Origin of the sequence: Leclercia sp. LSNIH8 (genome assembly GCF_002920195.1) — a bacterium.
GTDB lineage: Bacteria > Pseudomonadota > Gammaproteobacteria > Enterobacterales > Enterobacteriaceae > Enterobacter.
Genome location: NZ_PQJY01000002.1, coordinates 477,018 through 492,094 on the forward strand (window position 1 = coordinate 477,018; position 15,077 = coordinate 492,094).

At 56.0% G+C, this 15,077-nt stretch carries 18 protein-coding genes; all 18 read right to left on the reverse strand.

The features are described 5' to 3' along the window. Positions 1 to 191: 191 nt before the first annotated feature. Positions 192 to 1,889, reverse strand: coding sequence for a hypothetical protein (locus tag C3406_RS07155; RefSeq protein ID WP_103822905.1), 1,698 nt, complete (start codon positions 1,887 to 1,889; stop codon positions 192 to 194). Positions 1,890 to 1,892: 3 nt separating this feature from the next. Then, complete coding sequence (locus tag C3406_RS07160; RefSeq protein WP_103822906.1) at positions 1,893 to 2,438, reverse strand: baseplate complex protein; 546 nt, start codon at positions 2,436 to 2,438, stop codon at positions 1,893 to 1,895. After that, positions 2,413 to 3,129: a hypothetical protein gene (locus tag C3406_RS07165; protein ID WP_103822907.1), complete on the reverse strand. Its 717-nt coding sequence runs from the start codon at positions 3,127 to 3,129 to the stop codon at positions 2,413 to 2,415. Before C3406_RS07165 ends, C3406_RS07160 begins: the two co-directional genes overlap by 26 nt. 11 nt (positions 3,130 to 3,140) lie before the next feature. Then, complete coding sequence (locus C3406_RS26775) at positions 3,141 to 6,095, reverse strand: phage tail-collar fiber domain-containing protein (RefSeq protein ID WP_103822908.1); 2,955 nt, start codon at positions 6,093 to 6,095, stop codon at positions 3,141 to 3,143. A gap of 8 nt (positions 6,096 to 6,103) precedes the next feature. Continuing rightward, entirely contained in the window at positions 6,104 to 6,742 is a 639-nt protein-coding gene (locus tag C3406_RS07175) for a phage tail protein (RefSeq protein ID WP_103822909.1), read from the reverse strand. After that, positions 6,735 to 7,919, reverse strand: a complete 1,185-nt coding sequence (locus C3406_RS07180) for a baseplate J/gp47 family protein (protein WP_103822910.1) — start codon at positions 7,917 to 7,919, stop codon at positions 6,735 to 6,737. The genes C3406_RS07175 and C3406_RS07180 overlap by 8 nt, the downstream gene beginning before the upstream one ends. Then, the gene (locus C3406_RS07185; RefSeq protein WP_103822911.1) at positions 7,916 to 8,245 is read right to left on the reverse strand and encodes a DUF2590 family protein; all 330 of its coding nucleotides are present in this window, start codon (positions 8,243 to 8,245) and stop codon (positions 7,916 to 7,918) included. Before C3406_RS07185 ends, C3406_RS07180 begins: the two co-directional genes overlap by 4 nt. Continuing rightward, entirely contained in the window at positions 8,242 to 10,209 is a 1,968-nt protein-coding gene (locus tag C3406_RS07190) for a phage tail tape measure protein (RefSeq protein ID WP_103822912.1), read from the reverse strand. Before C3406_RS07190 ends, C3406_RS07185 begins: the two co-directional genes overlap by 4 nt. Beyond that, positions 10,209 to 10,379, reverse strand: a complete 171-nt coding sequence (locus tag C3406_RS26780; protein ID WP_371320501.1) for a DUF6890 family protein — start codon at positions 10,377 to 10,379, stop codon at positions 10,209 to 10,211. Before C3406_RS26780 ends, C3406_RS07190 begins: the two co-directional genes overlap by 1 nt. Positions 10,380 to 10,396: 17 nt before the next feature. Further along, positions 10,397 to 10,657: a putative phage tail assembly chaperone gene (locus C3406_RS07195; protein ID WP_103822913.1), complete on the reverse strand. Its 261-nt coding sequence runs from the start codon at positions 10,655 to 10,657 to the stop codon at positions 10,397 to 10,399. Positions 10,658 to 10,773: 116 nt separating this feature from the next. Then, positions 10,774 to 11,139 carry a hypothetical protein gene (locus C3406_RS07205; protein WP_103822914.1) on the reverse strand — a complete coding sequence of 122 codons (366 nt, stop codon included), beginning with the start codon at positions 11,137 to 11,139 and terminating at the stop codon, positions 10,774 to 10,776. After that, positions 11,139 to 11,480, reverse strand: coding sequence for a M15 family metallopeptidase (locus tag C3406_RS07210; protein ID WP_103822915.1), 342 nt, complete (start codon positions 11,478 to 11,480; stop codon positions 11,139 to 11,141). Before C3406_RS07210 ends, C3406_RS07205 begins: the two co-directional genes overlap by 1 nt. After that, entirely contained in the window at positions 11,477 to 11,770 is a 294-nt protein-coding gene (locus C3406_RS07215) for a phage holin family protein (protein ID WP_103177064.1), read from the reverse strand. Before C3406_RS07215 ends, C3406_RS07210 begins: the two co-directional genes overlap by 4 nt. Before the next feature lie 8 nt (positions 11,771 to 11,778). Next, positions 11,779 to 12,234 (reverse strand): phage protein, encoded by a 456-nt coding sequence (locus C3406_RS07220; RefSeq protein WP_047743718.1) that lies wholly within the window; start codon positions 12,232 to 12,234, stop codon positions 11,779 to 11,781. Beyond that, positions 12,231 to 13,358: a DUF2586 domain-containing protein gene (locus tag C3406_RS07225; RefSeq protein WP_103822916.1), complete on the reverse strand. Its 1,128-nt coding sequence runs from the start codon at positions 13,356 to 13,358 to the stop codon at positions 12,231 to 12,233. Before C3406_RS07225 ends, C3406_RS07220 begins: the two co-directional genes overlap by 4 nt. Then, the gene (locus C3406_RS07230) at positions 13,355 to 14,062 is read right to left on the reverse strand and encodes a hypothetical protein (protein WP_103822917.1); all 708 of its coding nucleotides are present in this window, start codon (positions 14,060 to 14,062) and stop codon (positions 13,355 to 13,357) included. Before C3406_RS07230 ends, C3406_RS07225 begins: the two co-directional genes overlap by 4 nt. Further along, a complete protein-coding gene (locus C3406_RS07235; protein WP_103822918.1) occupies positions 14,062 to 14,565 on the reverse strand; it encodes a phage tail protein in 504 nt (167 codons plus the stop codon). Before C3406_RS07235 ends, C3406_RS07230 begins: the two co-directional genes overlap by 1 nt. Continuing rightward, positions 14,562 to 15,014 carry a head completion/stabilization protein gene (locus C3406_RS07240; protein WP_103822919.1) on the reverse strand — a complete coding sequence of 151 codons (453 nt, stop codon included), beginning with the start codon at positions 15,012 to 15,014 and terminating at the stop codon, positions 14,562 to 14,564. Before C3406_RS07240 ends, C3406_RS07235 begins: the two co-directional genes overlap by 4 nt. Positions 15,015 to 15,077 lie beyond the last annotated feature (63 nt).

Sequence of the window (15,077 nt, forward strand, 5' to 3'; positions counted from 1 at the left end):
AGTGCCGTTTTTGTCTGCGACACGTTTATTTTGTGGCTGCGCCGCTGCGCCAGCTCTGCGGTGTGCGTCTGATCGTTTCGTGGTGTTCCGTGCGGGTGGGCTGTCTGCTGATGCGCTCAGGGCGCGTTCTGGTGCGTCTGGTTAGAGGGCGTAAAAAAGCCCGCGCATTGGCGGGCAAAAGGTGCATTCATTCAGGCAATTATCTGTTCGTACTTCCCTCGCGTTACGCCTGCCTTGCTGGCCGTTTCCGTAAAGGCACTGGCCTGGTTTGGCGCGCCTGTTCCCGGGTGCGTATGCCCGGCGCACTGCTGCGCCAGTTCTGCCAGCAGATCGATGGTATCCAGCAGCATGGTCAGGGTGTTGATGCTCCCGGTGCCGATATGCACCGTATCGCCAATAATCTGCTGACCTGCGGCCACGCTCTTACGCAGGGCGGCAATCTTCTCTGTCAGCGCACCGCCCGACTCAATATCAATATCCCCGGCCACCTTGCTGGACTGCCGGCCTTCAATATCCGTTTCAGCATTACCTTTGATGCTGGCCAGATAGTTCCCGCCTGCAGCCATCGCATAATCGCCCGTGGTGATACGCTGGATCACTCCAGCCATCAGCGTGGCCGTGCCGATCACCGTTGTTTTATCCGTGGCCTTAATGGTCGTTTCCCGCGTCACCAGTTCACGGGTTTCCGTATCGGCGGTAACGGTACGCGTCATCGACGTCTCACGGATAGCCTGATCGGTCTGCCGCTCCCAGTCTCCGCCCTGGGTAACGCGCTGCGATACACCATCACGCTGCTGCTGCAGCTGCTCGCCCGGCTTCACGTCCGGCAGGCTCGTCCCTTCCGGCATGGTCTGGCGCACAAACGGCTTATCCGGGCGTCCGCCCGTAAAACCGACTTCAACCAGCGTGCCTTCCGGCGGAAACTGAAACATACCCGAATCATTCCCGGCCATCGGAACCGGCAGCGGCACGGCAGAGTAAACCGGGGTTGTGCTGTCCGGGGTGCCGTCTGCGTCAAGCAGCTGTACATCCACCGCATAACGTGGGCGATAGGGATTTGCAAAATTCCCGCTGGTAACGGGCTCGCTGGCTGCGACCACCCGCGCCATCTTCGGCACATGCAGGCCGCTGGCCAGCTCCGGGTAATGGCTTTCAATCTGCCGCTGCATCGGTGTTTTTTGCAGTGGTTTCCCCGTAGCCTTGTTGCGCGGCGTCCAGGTGATCGCCATTGTGTCACTGGTCAGCGCAACCCGTGTCAGGCGTTCGCCGTTCACCTCCACACCTGGACGCAGGGACTGGATCAGCGGCAGCGTCATCGTATTGCCGCCCGCTGCGCCCTGGCTGAACTCGTGCGGGATTTCAACCGGACGCCCGGCGAACAGCGCCGCCTCTGCACCGCCTGCGTACATCGACCCGTCAGGCAACTGATACCAGACATAATCGTTAATACCGAACGCTTTACCCAGATTGCTCAGCAGCTGGAATCCCGTACCTGAATGGGTGAAATGCGGGATCGGCGTCCTGCTGTAGCTGGCATCAGGGACGGACACAGTGATGCCGCTGTTTTCCGTCAGCCAGGCCGCGACGTCGCGCAGCGTCGGATGCTGAAAGGAACATGGCCACGCCCTGTCAAAGACGCCTGCCAGCTCCCGCACGAACAGACGCATAAACCCTTTTTCAGCGGGCTGCGCACGTTCAACGTACCCGGTAAACCAGCGCAGCAGCTGACCGGAATAGCCCACATCAAGGCGCACCATCTTCCCGGTGTAGTCCTGATCGGTCTGGGCAGTAATAAAGCCCCGGCCGCAGCTGTTCAGTTCCAGCACCAGATTCACATCGGCAACATGGGTTTCGTCAGTGGACAAATACAGACGTTTAACTGGTTTCACTCATTACTCCAGGGCATCGTTTACGGGTTTCAGCACCTTGCGTTCAAACCACGTCATTTTTTCGTCTGATTCGCCCGCGCTTGCGGCTCCAGAGCCACCTGTACCAGCGCCAGCACCCTGCACTTTACTGGTTGCGCGGGAGGTTGCAGCGGCTTCTTTTTTCTCTGCCACGCTCAGGAACTCGGTCAGGGTAAACGTGACAAGCCAGGACATGCGTCCTTCCTGCTGCGGTGCATCAATCGTTCCGGAAAACGAGGCTTCACGCAGATTGACTGCCCGGGCAACATTATTTGCCACCCGGTACACGGTGCGCGCGCCACCTGTTTCCGTGGCGTTGGCCAGCTGAAACAGGCGCGTAAGAATGGCAATATCCTTAAACGGGATTTCACCGGACACACGCAGCTCCTTACCTTTTGCGCCTTCTTCGGACTTGGCCGTGGACGATGTACCGCCCGACTGGTCTTTATCCGGGAACTGCTGGGAAACGGTGACCCGCATATTTTTAAGCCGGATGGATTCGCCGTTAAGCGCCAGTGTGATCGCGGTCATGGATCATCCCCCTGATGCTGCTGAGATCGGAACCGGTCAGCATGATGGCAGCGGTGTAAATTGACGACACCGCCGGGATATCAGTGAGCAGTTCCCGCACCAACCCGGTACCGCTTCCAGTGGATGTGAACACCCAGGCGCTGGCACTCTTACCCGCCAGCTCGCCCGCCGCCTCCGCAATTTCTGACAGCAGCCCGGCACGCTGCGCCATAAAATCTGCCAGGCTGGCTTTCAGGCCGGAAAGACTCATAGAACCGGGTGCAGCTGCGCTGGCCACTGCTGCCGCGCTGCTCATGATTCGCGTTGTCGGTACGGAAAGCGGAGCAGCTAACGGCAGACCGCTCGGGACTTTCGCCGGTATCTGCATTTTTACCGTGTCCAGTTCCGCCGCCGAACGTGCCAGACGCGACACCTGGGTAAAAGCCGGCACAGGGAAAACAGCCGTCAGCGGATCGAGATTTGCCATAAATTCTTCATGGGCCTGCCCGGTCACCATGAGGATCACCACTTCTGTTTTATCCGTCAGGCTGGCCATCTTTTCAGCCAGCCAGGTCACGGCGTTTTCCGGGCTAAGGTATACGCCGTTTTCCGTTTTTTGTCCCAGCCCGTAAACCCACGGATGAGCAGCGATCATCGCAACATGTTCTTTCTGAATCGTGTTTGTCAGTTGTATAACACTTTTTTTCCACATCGGCCTTTCTCCTAAAGACCTTTCTGGTCTGAAGATATACGCGCCTCAATAGCTTCGATACGGCTACTTAGCTGCTCATATTTACGACGCTGAAAAGCTGCTTCTATAACGAGCGCTTCTTCGTATCGGATGCCCCATTTATCTCCGGCCTGCACTTCCTCTGACACCAAAATCTTTGTCTGCATTAGTGGATAGATACCGCTATCAATCTCCTCTTGCGCCAAATTCCGGTATTCCGCAGGCTTGTAGTCCCATTGGTCATAGCAAATTAATCCGTACTCGAATCCATCAAGGCCGTGCCTCGCAAATGCTTCATGCACCCGCTGCGCGATTACACCGAAGTGCCAGCGCGCACCGTCAACACCTTTGGCCTCAATTCGGTCCTTGAGCTTAAACATGCACCAGTTCACCTCACTCCAGGCATCCAGTAATTTATCGGTTATGAGCTCCTGAATAGGCTTATGCGTATCATCTGATGTGACGCTAAAGGCCGACTGCGTGAAACCGCCAGAAAGCGGAGAGGTCGCCGCTCCTAACGCCGTATTGTTAGCTGTTACAGGATAAAGGCTCCCCTGAATGAGCACATTTGGGCCAGCCAGACCAATATCCGGCCCCTTGAAATAGATCCCGGCGTTACTTGCGGTCGCGCCGCTGGCATAACCCCGAATAAGAGGCGTTTCCTCATCCGTTAAAAACACGTAAGTCGGTGTTCTGATCCAGGGATTGTTCCCCAGCAAATCCGCAACACGCTCCTCACTGCCGCCATTCACGTCCGTAAAAGTTACGCTCTTGGCTGTACCATCCGGGCACGAGTTTCCCTTCCAGCGATTTTTGCCCCCGATCGTTTCATCGGAACCAAGCCTGCGCCAACCCTTAAAAAGATTGTCACGGATTAAGCAATTGGATGATCCCGGCGCAATGTTCACGCCAAACCCACCGCCGGGATATGCGGTAACTGATAGGGGATTCTCCGGGAAGGCATTGTTGGATTCCACTGTGACGCCTACACAACTTTCCAGCAGATATCCTCTTAACCCGATAATAGGTTCAATTGCTCCATTAGAAAGCATAGCGCCGTGGTTGTAGTCACTGTTACCAGAAATAACCCCACCATCAGTTTGCTGATAGCGAACGGTAATTCCACAACTGGTAAATGTGTTATTGCATACATCAACAGCCTTATTGCGAACCGCAAGAAACTCAGACTGAGCACCACGAACACAGTTACGGAATGTGTTGGCGAATATTTTTGCCGATTCAAATCCACGCTTAAGGGAAGATCCGTGGAAACAAGTGTCGAGTATGTTTCCCGTCGCAGTAGCTGAACATTTTAGCGTTCCACTTTCATCTGCTGACAGGTATATCCCAAGATCGCGGTTCCCTTTGAGGTAGCAGCGCTCAACATGTTGCTCCAGAACTCCACCGATAAAGATACCACTATCACCACCGGCGCTTTGCCAGTGCTGGCCCGCAAGAGTTACTACGCGGCTGACGGTTGCGCGCGTTACTCCAGATTTGACTACCCCTCCTACCGTGTAATCACCCCGGATAGAAAGCCCGTCACACGTTGGTGACTTCCCTGGATGAGCAGGGGGATACTCTGTGATAAAGGGCATGGTAACAGAGCCCTTTTGATTTCTCTGATCAAAGAAGCCACCATCCCAATCAATTGTGATGCCCTCATCTGGCAGGCCAACCCCATCTAATGGCATCTCAAGCCGGATCATGTCGTTATCAACACCATCCGTAAAAAATTTAGCGCGCGGAGAGCACATGACATTAAGTGATTTAGTCAACGTAGCCAGCACTCCGCCTGCGTCTGTCCCTTCATTCGGTATGAAATAATTTCCTTCAGGAATATGGATATCACCTCCATATTCGAAAGCAGATTTTAATGCTGGAACAGAAGACTTTACACCTGTCGGATCGGCCCCGCCTGAAAAGCCCTTCCAGGTAACAGACTTAATTTCCGGTCTATCATCCAGACCAAGCTTTGATAGAGCACCTTCCAAATCAGGCACTGCTAAAATATCCCTACCAAAGTCACTTACTGCCGACATTTTAAGTAATGAATCTTTATCGAAATAAGGAACAACATCTGGTTCAGCTGACAACCCTGCCATTTGAGCTAACGAACTTGCCTGGCGCAGATCGACAACGGTGCCATCTGCCAGAACATCGGCGATGGCAAAAACATAGTGCTGCTCATCACCGGTAACGTAACTTTCCAGGGTTTCCGCAACAGTGATTTTAGTAGCAGTCGCCCAGATACTGGTCATCGTTCCGCGCCAGCAAACATCGACCCAAATTTTTGACGGTCTTGTAGCAACCGCCAAGGTCTGATCAAATAGCAGCTCTGCGCGTAATCCCTCGATGTACGCAGCTCCCTTTTTAACCTGATAACTGCCGTTCGCGCCCGATACCAGAAACCCGTCTTTCAGGAAGGAGGCGACGCCGTAAGTGTCGATGTTCTCAAGGCGGATGCGCTCATCTACGCCATTCAGGCGGGCAGTAAAGTCAATCTGCCAGGTATCGGCAGGTGTGGTGATATTCGTCTGCGTCGACGCACCGTTATATTCCATCAGGAAGGAACGGGTTAACACGTTGCCCTGCTGGCCGGACTGGGTGCGGATTTTCTTCTGCGACGGCGCATGCACGATCATGGCCACCACGCCGCTGGCTTTATTGAGCAGACCTACCCAGTTAAATTCGAAGTCGCCCACATCTGCGCCCAGCACCACCGAATACACCACGGCATTGCTGTTTACCATGCCCGTTTTGCTGACGGCCTGGCGATGCACGATTTGCGCCTCTGGCGGCAGACCTTCGGCACGGTCAATGGGATCGGTGATATTCAGGTTCGGCACACTGGCGAACACGAACTCATCCAGCGTAAGTACGCCGCCGTTGGCCGCTTCCTGCGCTTTAAGTGCCTCAAAGGCCTGGGTGATAACGGTCTGACTCATAAAAGCACCTATATTTTTGCGCCAAAGACGGCGTTATTTTCGTTTTGTGTTACAGCGGGAAATACCATGTACTCCCCGTATTCCCTGTCAGTACCGGACACCGATTCACGGGCGCCGTAGCAAATCAGCTCCCCTTCATCCCATCCGGCATTGATAAAAAGTTTCAGCGTCGTCATCACTTCGTACTGATAACGGCGGCAGGTACGCCCGTACTGGCGGATTATCTGGATCATCAGCTCCGTATTCGCCGCCAGCTGGCTGTCAGAAACGCGAACCGAGATGATGTCCCAGTCAATACCAGGCTGACGCTCGACCAGCTCCACATACCCGATGCCGAGTCGCTCAAAAATCGCAATAAACCCCGCAACCGACCCGGCATCACGGGCATTCACAAAGGCATACGCGACACGTTTACGGAACAACGTCAGCGGCTCATGTTTAAACCGGGTGATATCCCTGTCCCACGCCAGCAGGTTCAGCAGTGACTCATTGCAGGTCAGCGGATCAAACTGGTTAACTGGCCAGGTGATCCAGCCATATACCCGCGCCCAGAATCGCCGGGCGGCGGCAAGCAGCTTTTTCGGCTCCCCTTCGTTCATCCAGAACGGCAGCGCCAGTGACGCCAGCTTTTTCAGAAAATCAGGCATCTTTCAGCTCCACGGTCAGATCGGACAAACGCGGGACATTCAGATCGCTGACGATATCGGCCAGCGAAAATGCCAGGGAGTCGATCACGGCGTAGGCCTTGTGCAGCTCCCGCCCGAGGTTTGAAAATGAAAACCGGTCATACGGCCAGGTGCGTTTCACGTCAAAATCACTGTTTTCCCGGAACGCGCTGCGGATCAGGTTTTCAACGCCCGATTGCAGGGCGGTGTATTCATCCACAGCAAGATTCGCCAGGTTCTCCACGTACACGGTCACAGTCAGCTGATGCAGGGTTTCCGGCATGGGGAAACACTGCATATCATCGCCATGTCCGTGGTGCCCCTGTCCGGTGATGTGGTCATTCACTGCGTCAATAAACGGCTGAGAAATCACGCCCGTATCAAGCAACAGATAGGCGTTCGCCGTACCTGGCCCCCGTGGTGCGTCATGCTCAAAATAAATGCGGTCGATGCTCAGTCCGGCCACGCTGGCAATCATTGAGCGGTACACCGCGTCAGTGTGGTAATTGCCCACCAGGTTGAACTGATTCCGGCAGCGTTCACGCAGCTCGTCATCGCTCTCTTCATCCGCGCCCGGCGTGGTCAGCCAGTCATCCTCGTTCACCACACGACTGATACCCGCCACGGCCACAGGCAAAATACGGTAATAGCCCGGGGCAAGGTTCCATGCTCCGCCCGTAGCGGAAGCTGTTACCGGGATCAGGGCGCTGGCCATATCGGCGGTGATGGTAAAGTCCGCCGTGGTGTCCAGCTCGTACACCACCCCGTTAATGCGCTCAGTCTGAATACGCGTTCCCGCCTTCACCGTGACCACAGCGCGGGCATCCATTTTGTAAAAACGAATGACACCTTGGGCGGCAACGGCGGGTTTCGGCGTCACGTTCACCGCCCACGCCAGCAGGCGCAGCAGCTGACCGGATGCCGTGGCCACGAACATGTTTGCCAGCACCGTGGATACCAGGACGTCTTTGAGCCAAAGAACGGGCGTGGTCACGATGGCAGTGATCAGCCGCCAGAAGGGCGACATGCGGGAGGTATTGGTAATCAGCCCCTCTTCTGCCGCGATGGCGTTGAACTGCGTGCGCAGCTCCTCCGCCGTGGTCGGCATCCCGCTTTTTTTCACCACTTCGTTAAAATCAACTTCCGGCTTCGTTGTCATAATTCCGCCCTAACCGATACCGAACCAAAATCCCATGTGCCTGCGGTGATCCACAGGCGCTTCGCGCTTTCCTCTGTGATCACCACCGTTCCCGGCTCTATTCGTTCATCACTTTCAATAAGTAATTCCAGCCGGGTTAAAATATCTCCGCGCATGGTCGGGCTGCGTTCGGCAATTAATTCAGTAGCAAGACCACTTTCCAGAATTGAATGCACAATGTCCTGACCAATACTTTGCTTGTTATTGCAAAGCACAGGCTCATTACCGGAGTTAAGAACGAAATTCCACCCCTCAATCAGTAAATCAATATATAAAAGCTCACTCATTGCAGTTCGCTCCATTCCGCAAGTTGTCCCGGCGTCATTGCTTCTTTCGGATAAATATTTACCTGGCCGTAATGCTTACTCTGGTCAGTAACAGATTTAGCGTTGCTGTTAATGGTTTTGCTGATACCGCCTTTTTCAACGCCCGTTAATTTCCCGCCCGTGGATAACGTATTTTGCGTTATTGGCTTTTCGCCAGTTTCTCCAGAAAGGGAAATATTCACGCCCGGAATTTTATTCAGCTTTTCTACAATCCAGTTCCATGAATTTAAAAACGTTGCCTTGATGGTATTCCAGACATTATCGAATAAGCCCACAATGCCACTTGCCATTCCCGCCAGTGAATCCAGCGGAGAAAAACCGGTAAGCAGTGCCACAAAACTGTTCCAGCCATCGGCGATAGTCTGCCAGGCACTCTGGAACACCCCGGCCACCCAGCCCACGGCTTCGGCCAGCACCTTAAACGCTGCGGTATTCATCACCGCCGCTTTGATGGCCTCCCAGTTCTTCACCAGTAACCAGCACCCGGCAACCAGCAGGGCGATCGCGCCGATGATAAGCAGTACCGGCCAGCTCATCAGATTGATGCCGATCCCGGCCATCACCGCCGCCATACGCACGGCCAGCAGGATACCCCGCAGAACGGCAAGCCCCGCATTCCAGACCGCAACAGCTTTCGTCGATAGCCAGACAGCAGCGGTGTAAATCTTCGTGACGGATGTCAGCGCCACCCAGATCCCGCGCAAGCCTGTCATCACGAAGAACGACACACCCATCACGATATTTGCCAGCGCACCGGCAGCGGCCATGCTTAACACTGCCAGCGTCACATACCCCACGACGCGGGCGATGTTGGGAAACATCTGCATCCACTTCACGAAGGTGGCACCCATATCGGCCAGCTTATTCAGCAGTGGATACAGCACGGGCAGCAGCGTCAGGCCAATAACGGTCTGCGCAGCATTCAGGATGGCCACAAACCTGTCCCACGGCTTAACCATCTTCGCGGCCATTTCCTGGGTACGTTTCAGACCGTCAGAACCGCCCAGCTCAGTGATGTTGCGCTGCAGCGAATCAATATTGCCGTACAGCTGCTTCACCACCGCCGAACTGTCACCGAACGCGTCATCGAGCTCTTTCTGCGCCTTAAGGTTTCCCTCCAGGCTCTTTCCGTATTTGCCCTGCAACTTGATGAGCATGTCCGGCATCGAGAGCATATTCCCCTGCGCATCCTGGAAGGACATCCCCAGCTTTTTAGCGCCGTCCACCGCGCTGTTCATAAACGACTCATACGCACCGCTGGCCTCAGATCCCAGACTGCGGCTCAGTTGTCCCAGCACGGCCAGCTGCTCATCGATCCCGATATTGAAGTTATTCCCGACGCCGCGCGCCCCTTCCATCAGGTCTTTAATCAACCCCATTTCCGCGCCGAACCGCTGGCGCATCACCGTCATTTTGCCTGCCAGCTGCTCGGCAAACTGCACCTTGCCCAGGCGGTCAGCGTCGCTTTTAAAGTTGGCGAACATTTGCCCCATAAACTCAGAGGTATCCTGAGAGGTGGCTTTCATCGCAAAGGCCAGGGTATTGGCGACTTTGGTCATCTTCGGCAGCTCTGTCGCCGTCAGACCATCAATCGCCCCGTTAATCTGCGCCGTGGAGTTAACGAACTCGATGGCGCTTGCCCCGTAAGTGGCGCTGAACAGAAGCGCATCACGCCGGACAGTTTCCAGTGCCGTGCTGTCGATACCCCGCGCGGAGGCCTCGTTAAGCGCATCAAACATTTCAATGGCCGGGGAGAGTGCGCCGCGCACCGTCTGCGCGACGCCCCACATGGCCAGCGCGCCCACGCCAATACGTTTAAACGCATCCTTTGATTTATCTGCAAAATCCGTCACCGACGTCTGCGCCTGTTTTAACGGGCGCGTTAATTTGTCGATCAGGCTTAATGTAAAATCCAGTTGTCTCATTATGAGCCTTTAAACGCGGTTCCAATTCCATTGGCCACCGCTACTTTCATATTTTCCCAGTAGCGGTTATCGAGCCAGACGGCAGCGGCGATATCATCAATATTATCTTCCCCGTGGGGGAGGTAATGGCGGCGTAATATTACGTACTGGCTGAGTCCATTTGATTCAATCGCATGGACTCGCGCCGTTAGTTTTTTACTTCGATTTCCAGTTCAGGCGCGTAAATCTCATTTACTTTCGCAACCAGCTGCAGCGGCACGCCCGGACGGGTAATAAAGCCTTCCAGCTCCGCTTTACTTTCCGTTGCCACGATACGTTTTAAATAACTGACCGCCGGGGCGACTTTGTTATCCATCGACATATCATTAATGAACTTGTTATAGGCGGTCACGTTTGGCTCAAATACCAGCTCAACACCTGCAATAGCTAATTTAATTTTCTCGCTCATTTAATTTTTCTCTCTGGTTAATTTCATCCACGAGCGTGTTATGTCGCGCCGCGCAGACGGAATATAAATTCTGATAATTAAGTAACGCCCCGGCGACCAATGCCCCGGTGACTCCCTCAAGGCGCGGGAGTTCCTCCGGGCACTTTGTTTTGAGGTTTTCCTGATAAGGCACGCCCGGCTCTGGCTGCGGCTTCGTTGAACATGCTGACAAACTCATCAGACACGCACACGTTAGTAAAAACCGGCTTAACCATTTCGGTGCGAATTTCACGCGGCTGCGCATTGGCCAGCGCCTCCAGTTTGTTTTCCATACTGCGCGCTGACTCGCTGGCAATGGTCTGCGTGGTGGCGCGGGTTTTATTTGCCGCTGCCGTTGCCGCCGTGGAGATCGATAATTCCAGACTGTCGCGCCGCCAGTCAGCGGTAAGCCAGCCCCAGACGAACGCTACCGCAACCACAATTAACCACTGGCCAGTTGTCATCAGCGCACCCCGTTGTGTTCCAGGCTGAAATGGTTGCCGTCCGGGTTGGACTTGAAGCGCCCGCCCCAGCTGCCGCCCAGCGACTCCCAGTATTCACCCAGCGGCAGATACGCTTCGCTCTTGTCCTGGTACTGGCCGTTAATGAACAGGTTAAAATCCACGGCCAGACGCTGGGTGTGCAGGCTGTTGGCAATACCGCTGCCCTTTTTCGCGTTCAGTGCCGCCTGTTCCGGCGTGCGGTATGCCTCGCCATACGTCAGGCGGTATCCGTGGCTTTCAGCCCACAGCACCAGATTTGCCACCATGATGGTGAACAGCTGCTGCTTTTCGCTCAGTGTCATTGTGCTTCGCTCCCTTCCTTTTTCCCGGCTGCGCGACGGCGCAACCACAATTCAACTGCCTGATAACCTGCAATACCCAGCGCCGCCCCCACCCCCTGAATGGCCAGGGGATTGGCATTCGGGATTTGAATCAGTACCGCTCCGGCCATCACCGACACAAAGCTGCCCAGGATCACGCGCCCTGCGAAATGGCGCAGCGTGATGGGGTCATCACCAGACAGCACCTTGCCGATGGCAATCAGGGCTCCGATTAACAGCAGTGAAAGGAGACTTTTTTCATGTTCCTGCATGGTGTGCCTTACCCGATCAGGTTTTCTGTGGCTTCCGCTTCCAGATACGGGATACCGTCGATGTTGATAAAACGCGGGTCAGTCACGACAAACTTAAATTTGCGTGTGGATACCGCGCCCCCTTTGGGGTCGATGTTCAGGAGGCTGGAGAGATTCAGCTTGCAGCCGAACGCCTCCACCTTGATTTCTTCATCCCCCGCTTTTGCGTAGAACAGGAGATCGAGCGGCGGGATACCGCGCCATGATCCGTTCTGCTGCGCACGCGCCTTGAGCACCGCAACGGCCTTTGTTGCCAGCTCAAGCTCACCCTCTGCCGTCACGTCACCGTCAACGTAACCATCCGGCACGCCGTGCGTGGTGGCCGCTGTCGTGTTGTCGGTAATGTCCAGGGTACACGCCTCGACGTGTACCAGATCGCCGTCCACATAGACGTCAAACGACATACCTGAAATACGTTTGCTCATGTGCTGGCCTCCGTGTTCTGGTCTAGCAGCAGACTGATCGTGATTTGCAGCGGCACTTCATACGTGCGAACCACGATGTAAATCTCGACATGCTTTTTCGTTTTCCAGACGATCTGCACATCCCCGTCCTGCGGTGGCTTCGTTTCGCCAGGGAACAACACCCCGTTAATCTCAGCGGCTTTCGACATTTCCCGCAGCGGGCGCGCAAAAAGCGTCTGGTGCGCGGCAATACTGCCCGGCGTGCTGTTCAGCGAACGATCCCCGATTTTGCCGATGGCCAGCAGACGAACCCGGCGCGCCGCTTTATCAGCAATACGTACCGTTTCAATCGACTGGTAATCACCGCCCTCAACGTCCAGCGTGCGCCCGTCAGACCAGTAAATGCCGTCGTAATCGGGATACCACATCGCCACGCTGAAACGCTGCGATTCCAGCGCCTGCAGCGTCGCAATCTCAATCGTTTTGCCCGTGCCATCCTTCGGCAGATCGTCACTGCCCAGACGCAGCAGCGCCCCGGTTTTTACGCGCGCCGGACTGTCGGCAATGGTGACGGCCCGGTTACACAGCCGCCCGGCCAGTACACCCGGCTCGTTGCCCCAGATACGGGGAACCAGCTGCACCGCCTTTTCTGCAATGCCCGCCTGTAGCGCGGAAAGTCGCGCCAGATATTCCGCCTGGTCTTCATCAGGCTGGAATCCTTCGACGGCCAGCGCGAACCACACCCAGCGCCCAAACTTCGCAATCAGGTTTGAGCGCAGCGTGGCGGCATCGTTGATCGTTGCCTTTTCACTGACGTCATCGCAGAGCACGACACCTTCAACCGAACAGGAAACCTGCGCCGCGATGACGGCATCCACCCAGTCTTTTTCCGCCGCGTCTGCCGGCAGGGCGTGAACAAACGCCCACCAGTTCTGCCCGGCGTTCGCCTGGGCTGCGATCAGATCGCTTTTCAGCGGCGAATCTTCCTCACCCAGCACGGCATCAAAATCCGTCTGCGCGTTCACCGCGATGGTTTTTCCGGTGTTGGTCGTACCTTTCCCGATAAACAGCGCCGCGCGTTCGACTTCCGTCACCTCGCCCAGCAACTGATTTACCTGGTTCACATCCACTAACGGCCAGGTCATGAATTACCCCTTATGTCCTGCGCGTTCACGTCCCAGCCAAAGCCGATGGCCTGCAGCTGGCGCGCCAGCGCCTTGTTAAATTCTTCATCGCTCATGCCGAGGAAGGCACGGGCGGGCAGATCAATCGTCCAGCTGTTTTTCACCGTTTTGCCGAGCAGCTTGCGGATCAGCAATCCGGCCTGGTCGTAACTCATGGTTTCCATCAGCTGCTTGTACGTGGGCTTAACCATCCGCTTGCCCCGCTTCACCTGATAACCCAGTGACCGCAGTTTTTTGGCCTGCGACACCGTGGCCATCTTGCCGCTGTTACTCCCCCTCGCCTTACCGCTGCGGTTAATGCGCATCGTCATGCCGTTCTGCTGCGCGTACCCCACCACCCCGGCCGGAACCGGTGATTCACCGTTGCGGTATCCGCCCCCCTGCAGGTACACCCGGACAGCGGCGATTTCCGGCATTTCCCGGATGTGCAGCAGCTTCGGCATGTTGCGCAGCATCTTTCCCCTGCGCTTTGTCCTGCGCCCCGGCCACGGCAGGCCATCCGGTGACTGCTGGTTACGGACGTTGCGCTTAGCCGCGGCAATCAGTCCGTATTTCGCCAGGCGCCACAGTAACCGCTGGCGCTTTTTGGGTGGCAACTCCAGACTGGACAGCGCCTGCCGCAGTTCGGCCAGCTGTTTCTTATTCAGCTCACCGCCTGCAAACATCAGGCGTCACCCACAGGTGCGCCAGCGGGATCGGTACTGAATACCGTCGCACTGAATGCCGTCAGTACCTCCGGGTCAACCAGCGACCAGCGTTCACCGCGCCACGGGATAGCGCCGTTTTCGTCCTGGCGGATCACCAGTTCTTCAACCAGCGGCATCGTCAGCACCACCACGGCGGTTTCCTCATCCTCCGGGGATACATCCCAGTCCGGTTCGGCATCCGTGATACCCAGCTCATCCATTACGGTGCTGCCGTAGTCATCCAGCCAGGCTTCCATCAGCGAAACCAGCAGCTGCGGCGGGCAAAGCCGGTACGGGAAACGCTCCCAGGCCAGCTGCGCGCTGTAGCGAATCACCGCCTGGCGGTACTGCCCCAGCCCCAAATCTTTTGCGGCCGGAATAATGCGCATTTCATCAATCAGGCTGGTAAAGCCCTGCATGGCGCGCTCAGGCACATTTGCCCGGAAAAAGGCGGTCAGTGATTCCAGCTGCGTTTCACTCATACCTTGCTCACCGTTACCCGTTTCAGCCCTTTAATCAGCCGGATGGTGACGGAGGACTCCGCCAGTAACCCGGCGCGGGTTTCCTCGCTCTCCTGCCCCGGATGGGTGTCACGCCGCCCGATGGTGGCGAACTCTCCCAGCAAATCGGCCTTAGCGCGGGCAAACACCGCTTTGGTGTACTGCGCACAAAGCCCGTTAATCCCGCCGAGGCTGACGCCCGGCACACTGGCCGCAGTGGCATGACCTGCCGCCCGGTGCTTTTCCTCCACAGAGGCCAGCCCCGCATTCACCTCTGTTACCGCCGCCAGTAATGCCTGGCCAACGGTTCCCGCGTCCATATCGGGCGGAATGGCGCGCGCCGCCTGAAAATCTTTCAGGTTCAGGTCTGGCCAGAAGCCGTTATTGGTCAACGGCTCATCGTTGTAGTTGATCGGATTCCCGCTAAACATGGCTCCCCCGAAAAAGGCGGGCTGACCGGAGTCCACGGCACAAAGCACATCGTGCGTTGCCCT